This is a genomic window from Herbaspirillum aquaticum (assembly GCF_002213425.1).
Taxonomy (GTDB): domain Bacteria; phylum Pseudomonadota; class Gammaproteobacteria; order Burkholderiales; family Burkholderiaceae_D; genus Herbaspirillum; species Herbaspirillum aquaticum.
The window spans coordinates 211,488-224,015 of sequence record NZ_NJGV01000008.1; the positions used below are offsets into that span (position 1 = coordinate 211,488).

Here is a 12,528-nt window from a genome sequence, read left to right on the forward strand (position 1 = left end):
GCAACGACCAGCGATCCGCTCGCTGGCCACGCCCCAAAAAAAATCCCCGAACCGAAATTCGGGGATTTTTCATTTTCATTCACATGCCAAAGAGTCAACAGGTCGCGGTCATCGCCCCGGACCCTGCGGATGCGCCGCGACTGCCGGGCGCATCGCCGCATCCTTCATACCGCCTCAATAGCGCTGGGGAGGCGGCGGCGGCGGGTAGTAGCCCGGTGCATAGCCAGCCGGTGCCGGCTGCTGTGCCGGTGCCGCAGCCTGCTGTTCGGCCACGAAGATTTCCACGCGGCGGTTCTTGGCGCGGTTGGCGTCGCTGGTGTTGGGCACCAGCGGCTCATGCGAACCACGGCCCGAGATGTTGAAGCGGTTGGCGGCCACGCCGCGCGTGGTCAGGTAATCGCGGGTACGCGCGGCGCGCTGCTGCGACAGCGGGTCGTTGATGGCATCGCTGCCGGTGTTGTCGGTGTGGCCGACGATGGTCACGGTGGTGGCCGGGTTCTCCACCAGGGTGGCGGCGAAGCGATCCAGCACCGGGCGCATCTCCGGCTTGATGTCGGCACGGCCGGTATCGAAGGAGATGTCGCTGGGGATTTCCAGCTTCAGGCGGTTGTCGGCAGTCTGCGTGACCTGCACGCCCGTGCCTTGGGTGGCTTGCTCCATGGCGCGCTTCTGGTTTTCCATGCGGTTGGACCAGATGTTGCCGGCGACCGCACCAATGGCGCCGCCAATGGCCGCACCACCCAGCGCACGTCCGCCGCCACCACCGCCGGTGGCCGCGCCGATGATGCCACCCAGGCCGGCACCGATACCGGCGCCGGTCGCCGTGCCACGCTGGGTCGGGCTCATGTCGGCACAGCCGGAAAGCGCCAGCACGCCGGCGATCGCTGCAATCGAAATTTTCTTCATGTCATGTCCTTTCTTGCCTTGTCAGTCTTGTTGTCCAGGCCATGGGCCGGTGTCCTTCAGAGCGTATCAGGGCCGATATGTTCCTGCCGCGCTTGCCAAAACGCTGCCCATGAATGACAAAGGCATCCGGAAAACCGGATGCCTTTGCCGTTGCATCAAGGACCAGCCCGAAGCCCTCAATCGGGTTCCGGCGGTCCTTGCAGCGCTGCCGCGTCAACCGTGTCCGGCTGATCCCGGCTGCCGCCGCGCTGGCTGAAGTAATAGGCCAGCCCGCCGACGGCTGCAATCACGCCGCCCATCATCAGCGGCTTGCGCAGCCAGCGCCGTGAGAGCAGCGAAGCGCCCGTCATCAGCAGCGGCGTCACCGTCTGCAGATTCAGGTTGCCCAGCCCGCCTGCGCTGAGCGACTTGATCGACTGCACCGCCCTGCCGCCACCAAAAAGCGAAGCGGCAAAATGGCCGACCCGGCTCATGGCGCCTTTGGCCAGCGACTCGGCGCTGAGATTCTCGCGCACCACTTCACGCGCTTCCATCACGCCCAGCCGGTACAGCGCGCCTTGCGCCAGTATCTTGCGCTTGCGTTCCTCATGGGTCATGCCCTGGTCCTGATCGCTCATGCAGTCCTCACTGAACTAGGAAAAATGACGCAGCCGCTGCGTAACAAAACTTCATCACAACAGCGCATCGCGGTCCTTGCGCAGCTCCGACATGGTCTGCGGCAGCGACAGCTTGCCCTGCCTCAGCACCGACCTGGCATACAACACCAGGCCCACGGTGGCCGCGCTGAAGATGAAGCCCAGCAGGGCCAGGATCTTCCAGCCCCAGGTATCCCAGGCCAGCATGACCACCAGCACCGACCAGAAGGCGATGGCAAACCACAGCGCCACCGCTGCCAGCACGAAGATGACGGCGAAACGGACCAGGTTGGCGCCGATCTCCGACATCTCCAGCGAGGCCAGCTCGATGCGGCTGATGATGAGGCCCAGCAGGTTCTTGGCCAGGCCCAAGAGGCCCGCCGTCAAGCCGGGGTTGGCGGCATGGGCGGCGGGTGCGGACGGGCCGTCCTTGTGGGAAGTCGCCATTGGCGCGGCGCTTACTTGCTGCGGCCGATGACCAGGCCGACCAGCAGGCCCAGGCCTGCGGAGATGGCCACGGCACGCCACGGATTTTCGTGGACATAGTCGTCGGTCTTGGCGGCGACTTCCTTGCCCTTCTCGATGGCAGCCGCCTGAGCGGTCTGGGCAGCTTCGGCAGCGGCTTCCAGCAGGGTCAGGCCGCGCGCGCGCAGCTCGTCAGCCTTTTCGCCGGTGGCGGCAGCGGCTTCGGCGAACAATGCCTGGGCGTCCTTGACCAGAGTCTTCATATCGTTGCGAACGGTCTTCAGTGCGGGGGATTGGGGCATGTAAATTCTCCTTTTTTGCCGGTGATGGAAAAAACTAGCAAGTCGCCGCTCCCTGAACACAGCACCCGGGCGGTGCTGCACTGCGACGACCTTTTGATTCTACAGAGTCCGCGCTGAGGCGGATAGCGCATCGCGCCCTTGCTGCAGGAGCGATGCAATCAGCTTGCGCCAGCGCAAAGAGGGTTCGATGACGCTGGCAGTCTTAGGTTCCGGCCAATCACGCGGGATCAGAAACGCGTCTCGCGCGCTGCCCGCAGGAAACTGTCCAGGATAGGCGTGCAATCCAGCAGCTCCGGGCCGCCTGCGCGGTGGAATTCCGGATGCCACTGCAAGCCCATCACGAAGGGAGCCTTGCGGTAGCGGATGGCTTCCACGATCTGGTCCGGGCCCGAGACGGCCTCCACCGACAGGTCGCGCCCGAGGTTGTGGACGGCCTGGTGGTGGATGGAGTTGACGATCGCGTTCTCGGTCTTGACCATGCCGGCCAGTGACGAGCCCTGCGGGAAATGCAGCGCGTGATAATTGCTGTCGTACTGATCGTTGACGTGCGGGATGGCGGTCGGTACGTCGGTGGCGATGTCCTGGTAAAGCGTGCCGCCAAAAGCCACGTTGATCAGCTGGCAGCCACGGCAGATGCCCAGCACGGGCTTGCCGGCCTCGATGAATTCGTGCAGCAGCTCCAGCTCATACATGTCGCGCACGCGGTCGCCGCTCCATTCGGGGCGTGTGGCCGCTTGCGCATAGCTCTGCGGCGAGACATCCGCCCCGCCCTGCAGCACCAGGCCATCCAGGTGCTTGGCATAGTCGCGCAGGCGAATATTGCTGGGGTGGACCAGGCCATTGGTATTGACGGTGGGGATCATGAAGACCAGCACGTCACGCGACATCACCCATTGCGCGATCGACTCCTCCAGATACTGCAGGGTCTTGCTGCGCAAGCCCTTGGCGCCGCTTTCGGGATGGAAGATGCGGGCCGATACGCCGATCTTGAGCGTGCGCTGCATGACGCGGCGCCCGGCCTTGTCCGACAGCTGGCGCAGGCGCGCCGTCAGGAAACGCCAGGTCTGCGCCCAGGGCGCGTCGCCCGCGTGATGGGGAGGCGGCGGCAGCGAGGTGTAGATGCGCTGCTGCGCCTGGTCCCCAGACTGGCCATGGACGGCCTCGGTAGCAGGCTGCGCGCCCGGCTGGGCCGGTGGCGTCACCGGTTCAGCAGCCGGCACGGCCGGGGCGGCCGAAGGGGCTGCAACCACGGCGGTAGCAGGTGCGACGGCGGGCTGCGCGGGATTCTGGGATGCGGCCGGCGTACCGGACGCGTCGGCAGACACGGGCTTGGCCGGGACCGCGCCCGGGGAGCGGTCTGGCGGCAGGTTGGCTTCGGAATCTTGGATGTCGGACATGGCTGCAATAAGTAATCAGATGAAATGAACTGCGGCGAGTACCAGCGGCGGCATGCAAGCCGTCAATGGCGCGACGGGCCCGGGGAGTGGCTGAGTATATTCGCATTGCCCGGCTTTGGACACCTGCGGGCAGGGCCGCCTGCAAGCAGTTTCGTACAAGCCGGCAAGCGCGCTTTCGTGGCACACTCCTCTCCCTTGCAAGGGCAGACAGCGCCAAGGCCATGCATGTTCCGGCCATTTGCACCGGAGGCCATGGTCCCCTCTGCCCACCACCCACATTGCCCGCGCCGACACATGTCCAAGGTCCTGATCCTGTACGCCCATCCCGCTGCCGAGCTCTCCCGCACCAATCGCCTGATGCTAGAGGCCGCCGCCCGCCTGCCCGAGGTGACCGTGCATGACCTCTACGAGCACTACCCCGACTTCCACATCGACGTCGAACACGAACAGCAACTGCTGAGCCAGGCCGAGCTGGTCGTGATGCAGCATCCCATCCACTGGTACAGCATGCCGGCCCTGCAGAAGGAATGGCTGGACCGCGTGCTGGCGCGCGGCTGGGCCTTCGGCCACGATGGCCATGCGCTGGAGGGCAAGCGCTTCTGGCTGGTGGCCTCGACCGGCGGGGAGACGGCGTCCTACCAAGCCACCGGCCGCCATGGCCATCCCTTTGCGGATTTCCTGCCGCCCTACCAGCAGACCGCGCGCCTGTGCGGCATGCAGTGGGTGGAACCCTTGATCCTGCATGGCGCCCATCACGTGCCGCCGGTCGAATTCCAGCGCCATGTGGAACGCTACCTCGAAGGCCTGCAGGCATGAGCGAGGCTTCCGGTTCCTCACCAATCCTCGCGTCTCACTGCGCCCTCCCCTTTCAACTGACCAACTGATCGGACCCTGCCATGGATGAACAACTGCTCATCGCCCTCGTCTACCTGCTGGCGGCCGTGGCCGCCGTGCCCATTGCCAAGCGGCTGGGGCTGGGTGCGGTGCTGGGCTACCTGTTGGCGGGCATCGTGATCGGCCCGTGGGGACTGGGCCTCATTACCGAGGTCAAGCACATCCTCGAATTCTCCGAATTCGGCGTGGTGCTGCTGCTGTTCCTGATCGGTCTGGAACTCGATCCCAAACGCCTGTGGGCGCTGCGCCGCTCCATCTTCGGCTGGGGCAGCGTGCAGGTGGCGGCGGTGTCACTGGCGCTTTTCGCTGCGGCGCTGGCAGCGGGCGTGCCGTGGCGCATCGGGCTCATCGGTGCGCTGGGCATGTCGCTTTCCTCCACCGCCATTGCCCTGGCCACACTGGGCGAGCGCAAGCTCACCGCCACACCGGCGGGTGCAGCGGGCTTTTCCATCCTGCTGTTCCAGGACATCGCCGCCATTCCCATGATGGCCGCCGTACCCCTGCTGGGCGTGGCGGCCAGCCAGGGCAGCGGACAGGGATGGCTGCATGCCGGCCAGGTGGCGCTGGTGATCGCCCTGCTGATCTTCGGCGGACGGGTGCTGATCCGGCCCATCCTGCGCATCATCGCCAAGACCGACATGCGCGAGATCTTCACCGCCTTCGCCCTGCTGCTGGTCATCTCGACCTGCCTGCTGATGCAATCGGTGGGCATGTCGATGGCGCTGGGCACCTTCCTGGCCGGCGTGCTGCTGGCCGATTCCGAATACCGCCATGCGCTGGAAAGCGACCTGGAACCCTTCAAGGGCTTGCTGCTGGGCCTGTTCTTCATTGCCGTGGGCATGTCGGTGGACTTCGGTGTCTTCCTCGCGCAACCGTGGCGCATCCTCGGCATGGTGGCGGGTTTCCTGGCCATCAAGACCGGCGTGATGTGGTTCCTCGGCCGCTGCTTCGGCATTCCGCGCGGGCAGCAATTGTTTTTCGCCTTCCTGCTCTCGCAGGGCGGGGAATTCGCCTTCATCGTCTTCGGTGCCGCCGTCACCGCCAAGGTACTCACGCCCGAGATCTCGTCCATGCTGGTGGTGGTAGTGGCGTTGTCGATGCTGATCACGCCGCTGCTGTTGCTGGTGCATGACCGCCTGCTGGTGCGCTGGCTGGAAAGCGGCAAGCGCCGCCCGGAAGACAAGATCGGGCCGCAGGACAACGAAGTCATCATCGCCGGCTTCGGTCGCTTCGGCCAGATCGTGGGTCGTCTGCTGGCGGCCAATGACATCGGCGCCACGGTGCTTGATCACGATCCGGACCAGATCGATTTCCTGCGCAAGTTCGGCTTCAAGGTGTTCTACGGCGACGCTACCCGCATCGACCTGCTGCGCACCGCCGGTGCCGACAAGGCCAAGGTCCTGGTGATCGCCATCGACGATGCGCAAGCCGCCCTGGACATGGTGGAAAAGGTACGCGAGGAATTCCCCCACCTGCAGATCGCTGCCCGTGCGCGCAACGTCACGCACTACTACGACCTGATGGATCGCGGCGTGACGGTGCTGGAACGCGAGACCTTCGAAAGCGCCCTGCACATGGGCCGGCAAGTCTTGCAGCAACTGGACTTCGGCGCCTATCGTGCGCGTGAAGCGGCGATGAAATTCCGCTCCCACAATCTCAAAACCCTGGCAGCGCTCTACCCGCACTACAAGGACCAGGCGCAGATGGTCTCCATGGCCGTGCAGGCGCGGGAGGAATTGCAAGCCATGTTCGCCGGCGACCGCGAAGCCATGCAGCGCGATCACTCGCACGACCAGTGGCGCGAAAAACCGGCCCCCGCCAAACCTGCGGCAGAAGAATAAAAAAAGACCGGACACGCTTGCGCACATCCGGCCAAATCCCTCACTGCTTACTGCTTACCACTTACTGCTCACTGCTCACTGCTTGCTACTTACTGCTCACCGGTACTACTCACTGCAAAACCTCAAGACTTGAAGACATCAACAACGAAAAAAATTTAAAACATCTAAAACATCTAAAACATCTAAAACATTTAAAGCATTTAAAGCATTTAAAGCATTTAAAGCATTTAAAGCATTTAAAGCATTCAAACCTTTAAAGCATTCAGCTCAATTCAGCGCCAACGGCACGAAGATCTTCTCGTCGCCCCGTTCCACCAGCAGCGCCACGTTCTTGCCTGCCTCGCTGGCCAGCTTGCGCAGCTGCGCCACACTGGAGACGGGCGTGCCGTTGAGCGCCAGGATCACGTCGCCACTCTGGATGCCGGCCACTGCGGCCGGACCGCTGGCGTCTTCCACCAGCAAGCCCTTCTGGCCACCGAGCTGGGCCTGTTCATCCTTGTCCAGCGGGCGCACCGCCAGCCCCAGTCGGCCCTGGTCATCTGACTTGCCGGGCTTGGCCTCATTCTTGGCCTGCTTCATCTCGCCCACGGTCACGTTCATGGTCAGCACCTTGCCGCCGCGCATGACCTGGATGGGCTTGCTGGCCCCCGGCGCGGTATCGGCCACCAGCGTGGGCAGGTCGACCGAATGATCGATGGCGTGGCCATCAAAGCTCAGGATCACGTCACCCGCCTGCAAGCCGGCCTTGTCCGCCGGGCTGCCCTTTTCCACCGAACTGACCAGCGCGCCCTCGGCCTTCTTCAAGCCAAAGGATTCGGACAAGGCCTGGTTCAGGTCCTGCACCGAGACACCCAGGCGACCCCGCGTCACCTTGCCGTGCGTGACCAGTTGCTGCTCGACCTTCATCGCCACATCGATGGGGATGGAGAAGGACAGCCCCTGGAAGCCGCCGGTCTGGCTGTAGATCTGCGAGTTGATGCCGATCACCTGGCCATTCAGGTCGAACAGCGGGCCACCGGAATTACCCGGATTGACGGCCACGTCGGTCTGGATGAAGGGCACGTAGTTGTCATCGGGCAGGCTGCGCGACTTGGCGCTGATGATGCCGGCGGTGGCCGTGTTGTCGAAGCCGTAGGGCGAGCCGATGGCCAGCACCGGCTGACCGACCTTCACGCGGGAAGGATCACCGATCTGCACCGTGGGCAGGTTCTTGGCATCGATGCGGATGACGGCGATGTCACTCTGCTTGTCGATGCCCAGCACCTTGGCCTTGAACTCGCGACGGTCGGTCAGCTTGACCACCACTTCCTGGGCGCCGTCGACCACGTGGGCATTGGTCAGGATCAAGCCATCGGGCGAGATGATGAAACCGGAACCGAGGCCGTGCATGATGCGCGGCTGCTGCGGCATCTGCAGTTGCGGGCCGAAGCGCTTGAAGAATTCGGAGAAGGGATCGTTGGGATCGAGGCCGTTGTCATCGTCATCGGCGACCTTGCGGGCCTTGCCGGTGACGCTGATGTTGACCACGGCCGGACCATAGCGCTGGACGATGCCCGAGAAATCGGTCGCCGCCGCGACCACCGGTCCGGCCGGGGCAGCGGGCGCGGCGTTGGCGGCCACCAGCGGGGCGTTGAGCGCGGCCGCGTGCGCCGACGGCAGGTCGGCACCGCGAAAATAGACGTAGCTGCCGCCGACCACCGCGGCAATCATGACAGCCAACGTGTTACGAACAAAAACGATGCGACGGCTCATCTTCTTCTCCTTGATCGAACGGGATATCGAGGGTCGGGGCTGTTTGGCCTCAACCGTTGGAGTGAAGATTAAGCAGTGAAAATTAAGACAAACTTAAGGCTGGAAAATTGAGCATTAACCCGCGCTTAATGCTCCGAAAGCGCCGTCCGGCGGCCGTTTCAGGCCGGCAACAGGGTGAAGACCACGCGCGCCTGCAAGCCGCGCCCGGTATTGCGCAACTCCACCGGCACCCGGTGCAGGTCGGCGATCTGGCGCACGATGGCCAGCCCCAGGCCGCTGCCGAAGGCACCGCGCGAACTGCCCTGCTCCTGCGCCCGCTGGGCCCGGTAGAAGCGATCAAAGACGCGCGGCAACTCGCTCTCGGCGATGCCGGGGCCACTGTCCTGGATCACCACCGCGCACCTGCCCGCAGCGGGGAATTCGAAACCGACATCGACCACGCCGCCCGCCGGGGTATAGCGCAGGGCGTTATCCACCAGGTTGTTGAAGAGGATGCGCAAGGCGTCGGCATTACCCTGCACGCGCAGGGGCCGGCCGTCATCGCCCTGGTCCGCCAACCCGAGATCGATGCCGCCATGCTCCGCCACCGAGGACAGGTCACCCACGACACTGCCCAGCAGCGCACGCAAGTCGACCTCCGCGAAGCCCATGGCATCGGGCTCCTGGCGCGCCAGCGTGAGCAGCTGGTGCACCAGATGGGTAGCACGCTCCAGCCCGCTCTTGAGATCGGCGAAGGCGGCGCGCCGCTCCTGCTCATCGGTGGCGCGCTCGGCCAGCTGTGCCTGCAGCCGCAAGGCCGTCAGCGGCGTACGCAATTCATGCGCTGCATCGGCGACGAAGGCGCGCTGCGTTTCCGTGGCCTGTTTGAGCCGTGCCAGCAGGTCGTTCAGGGCATGCGTGAGCGGCTGGATTTCCTGCGGCATGCCCACATCGGCCAGGGGCTGCAGCAAATTCATGTCACGCGCGGCCACTTCGGCGGCCGCCTTGCGCACCGGGGCCAGCCCACGGCTGACCGCCACCCACGACAGCACACCGATCAGCGGGAAAAGCAGCAGCAAGGGCACCACCGTCTTGACCGCCATCTGCGCCGCGATCTCGTCGCGCGCGCTCTGCGGCTGCGCCACCTGCACCACGGTACTGCCGATCTGGGCGCTGTAGACGCGCCACATGCCATTGGGCCCGCGCACGTTGGCAAAGCCCAGCTCCGCCTGGCGCGGCATGGCCCCGCGGGCATGGGAGTGATAGATGACCGACCCACGGCTGTCCCAGATCTGCATCATGATCTCGTCCTCCAGCTCGGGGAACTGCTGCCCCGGCGAGATGGGCGAGAAGGCCTGGCGCGGCAGCGAAGCCGCGATCTGGCGCATCTGGTAATCGAAGATCTGGTTGGCCTCGCCGCGCGCCTGGAAATACAGCGCCACCCCGGCCAGCAGGATGATGGAGAACAGCCCCAGTCCCAGCCACAGCAGCAGCTTGTTGCGGATCGATTTCATGCCGGCACCAGGTAGCCCACGCCGCGCACGTTCTTGATGAAGTCGCTGCCGACCTTCTTGCGCAGCGCGTGGATGTGGACTTCGACGGCGTTGCTCTCGATGCTGTCATCCCAGCCATAGAGTTTTTCTTCCAGCTGGGCGCGCGAGAGCACCACGCCCGGGCGATCCATGAAGGCGTGCAGCAGCGCGAATTCGCGCGCCGACAGGTTGACCGGTTTGCCGCCCACGGTCACTTCATGCGTGGCCGGATTCAAGACCACTTCGCGCACCTGCACCAGGCTCTCGGCGCGTCCGGCCTGGCGGCGCGAGAGTGCGCGCATGCGGGCCGACAGCTCCTCCAAATCGAAGGGCTTGATGAGGTAATCGTCGGCGCCGGCGTCCAGCCCGGCCACGCGGTCGGCCACCGCATCGCGTGCAGTGGTGATGAGAACGGGAATGGCGCTGCCGCGTTCACGCAGGGTGCGCAGCACGGCCAGGCCATCCTTCTGCGGCAGGCCCAGGTCCAGCAGCAGCATGGCGTAGTCCTCGGTGCGCAGGGCCACGTCGGCCGACTTGCCGTCCTGCACCCAGTCGATGGCGAAGCCGTCCTGGCGCAAACCCTTGCGCACGGCTTCTCCCACCATGGGATCGTCTTCCACCAGCAATACGCGCATGTTGACTACTCCTGATCGGACTCAGAGGATCTTCGCCAGCAGGAACACCACCACTGAAATCAGGATGGTGGAGGCGAAGGGCAGCGAAAAGATGCGGCCGAACAAGCGGAAGCGCAAGTCTCCCGGCAAGCGGCCGATGCCCAGCTTTTCCAGCCAGGGCAGCAAGGTCGAGAACACGATGACCGAGAGGAAGATGACGACGATCCAGCGAATCATGCGGGGCTCCTCACAGGCGATGGGTACGGTCGTGGCGCAGCATGCGGGCTGGCCATTCGACATTCTTGCCAATGGCCAGCACCTTGAAGAGCTCGCCCATCTCGGCCGGGGAAATCAGTTTCTGCATGCCGTTGGCCAGCGGCAGGTAGCGCAGGCTGTCCTCGGGGGAGGTACGCAGCAGCAGCTCGCCGATACCGGCATTGAGCAGGAAGGCGCCCTGGCTGGTATAGGCCAGCACCTCCGCGCCCTCTTCCACCGCCGCCACCGCCATCGCCGTGAAATCCACGTGCGCGGTGATGTCCTGCAAACCCGGCCAATAAAAGGGATCGGTGTGGGCGTGATGGCGGTAGTGGCACATCAGCGTGCCCTGGTCGCGGTCGGGCAGGTAGTATTCCGCGGCGGGGAATCCGTAATCAGGAAGGATTGCCAGCGCCCCCGGGCCGCTGGCCAGCATGCGGCCGAGCGTGTGCATGAAGCCGATGGCCACCGGCGACAATTCGGTCAGGTAGCCGGCCGGCAAGTCATCGGCCTCGGGAATCTGCGCCAAAGGCAGGTCATTCACGGTACGGTCCGCAAACTGCAGGCGGCCGGTGGCATCGACCGTGACGCCACGTTCCTGCCAGCCCTCTTCGGCCTTGATCGCCAGGCGCACCGGCATGGCATCGAGCACTTCGTTGCCGACCACCACGCCCGAAAATGTTTGCGGCAGGGCATCGAGCCACTCCACCCGGGGCGCGAAAGCGGCCAGGGTTTCCTGCTGGCGGGCGCGCAACTGGGCCGAGATTTCCACGATGAAATATTTTTCGGGCAGTGCCCCGCGCGACTGCAATTCGGTGAGGATGTCGCACGCCAGCTTGCCGGTGCCGGCACCGAACTCCAGCAGCACATTGGCCACCTGCGGGCTGGCCGCGATCACTTCGGCGGCCAGGTGGGCCAGGGTCGCGCCGTACAGCGGCGAGATTTCCGGGGCGGTTGTAAAATCGCCCTCCTTGCCCAGTTTGGCAGAACCCCCGCTGTAATAGCCGACCTGCGGCGCATACAGGGCCAGTTCCATGTAACGTTCGAAGGAGATCCAGCCGCCGGATGCGGCGATTTCGCCGGCGATCAGGTGCTGGAGGGAATGCGAGGCGGACTGTGCGTCAGCGCCGGGTTCGGGTAGTTGCAGTTGCATGGGCCGTATTGTATCGACGAATGGAAACCGGGAACATGACATCACCCTCTTCTGCAGGTATTGCGCTGGTCACCGGCGCCGCACGCCGCATCGGCCGTCACATTGCGCTGGCCCTGGCCCGCGCCGGCTGGGACGTGGCGGTCCACTACAACCGTTCGCGCGAAGAAGCTGACACGCTGGTGCGCGAAATTGAAGCCCTGGGCCGCCGCGCCCTGGCGGTGCAGGGCGAACTGGGCGACGAAGCCCAGGTACGTTCACTGCTGCCCCAGGCCGCGCCGCTGGGCCGCGTCACCTGCGTGGTCAACAACGCCTCGCTGTTCGATTACGATGACGCTGCCAGCTTCGGCAACGACCGCCTGCTGCGCCACATGAGCGCCAACGTCGGCGCTCCCGTGCTGCTGGCACAGGCCTTGTTCGAGGCTACGCCGGAGGGGCAGCAGGCCGTGGTGATCAACCTGCTGGACCAGAAACTGTACAATCCCAATCCTGACTTCCTGTCCTACACCCTCTCCAAGGCCGCCCTGCACAGCGCAACCACGCTGCTGGCACAGGCACTGGCGCCCAAGGTGCGGGTGGTCGGCGTGGCCCCCGGACTGACCATGGTCTCGGGCGACCAGACCGAGGCGCAGTTCGACAAGGCGCACACGGTCACTCCCCTGGGCCGTGGCAGCACGCCCGAGGACATTGCCGCTGCGGTCTGCTACGTCGCTTCGGCGCGGGCCGTGACGGGCACCACCCTGCTGGTCGATGGCGGCCAGCATTTGCTTCCCCTTTCGCGCGACGTCATGTTCGTGGCGAAATAA

13 protein-coding genes are annotated in these 12,528 nt (G+C 64.8%); 3 read left to right on the top strand and 10 right to left on the bottom strand.

From position 1 onward, the window contains the following. Positions 1-174: 174 nt before the first annotated feature. The 5 genes from CEJ45_RS10990 to CEJ45_RS11010 all read right to left on the bottom strand — a co-directional run bounded on the left by CEJ45_RS10990 (position 175) and on the right by CEJ45_RS11010 (position 3,705). A complete protein-coding gene (locus CEJ45_RS10990; protein WP_088755155.1) occupies positions 175-906 on the bottom strand; it encodes a YiaD family glycine zipper/OmpA-like lipoprotein in 732 nt (243 codons plus the stop codon). A gap of 176 nt (positions 907-1,082) precedes the next feature. Next, positions 1,083-1,523 (bottom strand): hypothetical protein, encoded by a 441-nt coding sequence (locus tag CEJ45_RS10995; RefSeq protein ID WP_088755156.1) that lies wholly within the window; start codon positions 1,521-1,523, stop codon positions 1,083-1,085. Positions 1,524-1,577: 54 nt separating this feature from the next. Next, positions 1,578-1,988 carry a phage holin family protein gene (locus CEJ45_RS11000; protein ID WP_088755157.1) on the bottom strand — a complete coding sequence of 137 codons (411 nt, stop codon included), beginning with the start codon at positions 1,986-1,988 and terminating at the stop codon, positions 1,578-1,580. Positions 1,989-1,999: 11 nt separating this feature from the next. Then, positions 2,000-2,308 (bottom strand): ElaB/YgaM/YqjD family protein, encoded by a 309-nt coding sequence (locus tag CEJ45_RS11005; protein ID WP_039783473.1) that lies wholly within the window; start codon positions 2,306-2,308, stop codon positions 2,000-2,002. Between the two features lie 227 nt (positions 2,309-2,535). After that, the gene (locus CEJ45_RS11010; protein ID WP_088755158.1) at positions 2,536-3,705 is read right to left on the bottom strand and encodes a gamma-glutamyl-gamma-aminobutyrate hydrolase family protein; all 1,170 of its coding nucleotides are present in this window, start codon (positions 3,703-3,705) and stop codon (positions 2,536-2,538) included. 294 nt (positions 3,706-3,999) lie between these two features. On the opposite strand from CEJ45_RS11010, the gene kefF reads away from it, so the two are divergent. Beyond that, positions 4,000-4,521 (top strand): glutathione-regulated potassium-efflux system oxidoreductase KefF, encoded by a 522-nt coding sequence (gene kefF, locus CEJ45_RS11015; protein ID WP_088755159.1) that lies wholly within the window; start codon positions 4,000-4,002, stop codon positions 4,519-4,521. 80 nt (positions 4,522-4,601) lie between these two features. Next, positions 4,602-6,440, top strand: coding sequence for a glutathione-regulated potassium-efflux system protein KefC (gene kefC / locus CEJ45_RS11020; protein ID WP_088755160.1), 1,839 nt, complete (start codon positions 4,602-4,604; stop codon positions 6,438-6,440). A gap of 267 nt (positions 6,441-6,707) precedes the next feature. Here kefC and CEJ45_RS11025 read toward each other — a convergent pair whose 3' ends face one another. From CEJ45_RS11025 to CEJ45_RS11045, 5 genes are all read right to left on the bottom strand, one after another. After that, positions 6,708-8,192 carry a DegQ family serine endoprotease gene (locus CEJ45_RS11025; RefSeq protein ID WP_088755161.1) on the bottom strand — a complete coding sequence of 495 codons (1,485 nt, stop codon included), beginning with the start codon at positions 8,190-8,192 and terminating at the stop codon, positions 6,708-6,710. A 158-nt stretch (positions 8,193-8,350) separates the two neighbouring features. Next, positions 8,351-9,685 carry an ATP-binding protein gene (locus CEJ45_RS11030; RefSeq protein WP_088755162.1) on the bottom strand — a complete coding sequence of 445 codons (1,335 nt, stop codon included), beginning with the start codon at positions 9,683-9,685 and terminating at the stop codon, positions 8,351-8,353. Then, positions 9,682-10,338, bottom strand: coding sequence for a response regulator (locus CEJ45_RS11035; RefSeq protein WP_088755163.1), 657 nt, complete (start codon positions 10,336-10,338; stop codon positions 9,682-9,684). Before CEJ45_RS11035 ends, CEJ45_RS11030 begins: the two co-directional genes overlap by 4 nt. A gap of 21 nt (positions 10,339-10,359) precedes the next feature. Then, positions 10,360-10,554, bottom strand: a complete 195-nt coding sequence (locus tag CEJ45_RS11040; protein ID WP_034332265.1) for a DUF2905 domain-containing protein — start codon at positions 10,552-10,554, stop codon at positions 10,360-10,362. A gap of 10 nt (positions 10,555-10,564) precedes the next feature. Continuing rightward, a complete protein-coding gene (locus tag CEJ45_RS11045) occupies positions 10,565-11,725 on the bottom strand; it encodes a class I SAM-dependent methyltransferase (RefSeq protein WP_088755164.1) in 1,161 nt (386 codons plus the stop codon). 35 nt (positions 11,726-11,760) lie between these two features. On the opposite strand from CEJ45_RS11045, the gene CEJ45_RS11050 reads away from it, so the two are divergent. Next, positions 11,761-12,528, top strand: a complete 768-nt coding sequence (locus CEJ45_RS11050) for an SDR family oxidoreductase (RefSeq protein ID WP_088755165.1) — start codon at positions 11,761-11,763, stop codon at positions 12,526-12,528.

Excerpts from the sequence above, each read along its gene's own strand:
- CEJ45_RS11035 (WP_088755163.1), bottom strand. The coding sequence starts at position 10,338 with ATGCGCGTATTGCTGGTGGAAGACGATCCCATGGTGGGAGAAGCCGTG.
- CEJ45_RS11025 (WP_088755161.1), bottom strand. The coding sequence starts at position 8,192 with ATGAGCCGTCGCATCGTTTTTGTTCGTAACACGTTGGCTGTCATGATT.
- CEJ45_RS11030 (WP_088755162.1), bottom strand. The coding sequence starts at position 9,685 with ATGAAATCGATCCGCAACAAGCTGCTGCTGTGGCTGGGACTGGGGCTG.
- CEJ45_RS11050 (WP_088755165.1), top strand. The coding sequence starts at position 11,761 with ATGACATCACCCTCTTCTGCAGGTATTGCGCTGGTCACCGGCGCCGCA.
- CEJ45_RS11045 (WP_088755164.1), bottom strand. The coding sequence starts at position 11,725 with ATGCAACTGCAACTACCCGAACCCGGCGCTGACGCACAGTCCGCCTCG.
- CEJ45_RS11005 (WP_039783473.1), bottom strand. The coding sequence starts at position 2,308 with ATGCCCCAATCCCCCGCACTGAAGACCGTTCGCAACGATATGAAGACT.
- CEJ45_RS11040 (WP_034332265.1), bottom strand. The coding sequence starts at position 10,554 with ATGATTCGCTGGATCGTCGTCATCTTCCTCTCGGTCATCGTGTTCTCG.
- CEJ45_RS10990 (WP_088755155.1), bottom strand. The coding sequence starts at position 906 with ATGAAGAAAATTTCGATTGCAGCGATCGCCGGCGTGCTGGCGCTTTCC.
- CEJ45_RS11010 (WP_088755158.1), bottom strand. The coding sequence starts at position 3,705 with ATGTCCGACATCCAAGATTCCGAAGCCAACCTGCCGCCAGACCGCTCC.
- CEJ45_RS11000 (WP_088755157.1), bottom strand. The coding sequence starts at position 1,988 with ATGGCGACTTCCCACAAGGACGGCCCGTCCGCACCCGCCGCCCATGCC.
- kefF (WP_088755159.1), top strand. The coding sequence starts at position 4,000 with ATGTCCAAGGTCCTGATCCTGTACGCCCATCCCGCTGCCGAGCTCTCC.
- CEJ45_RS10995 (WP_088755156.1), bottom strand. The coding sequence starts at position 1,523 with ATGAGCGATCAGGACCAGGGCATGACCCATGAGGAACGCAAGCGCAAG.
- kefC (WP_088755160.1), top strand. The coding sequence starts at position 4,602 with ATGGATGAACAACTGCTCATCGCCCTCGTCTACCTGCTGGCGGCCGTG.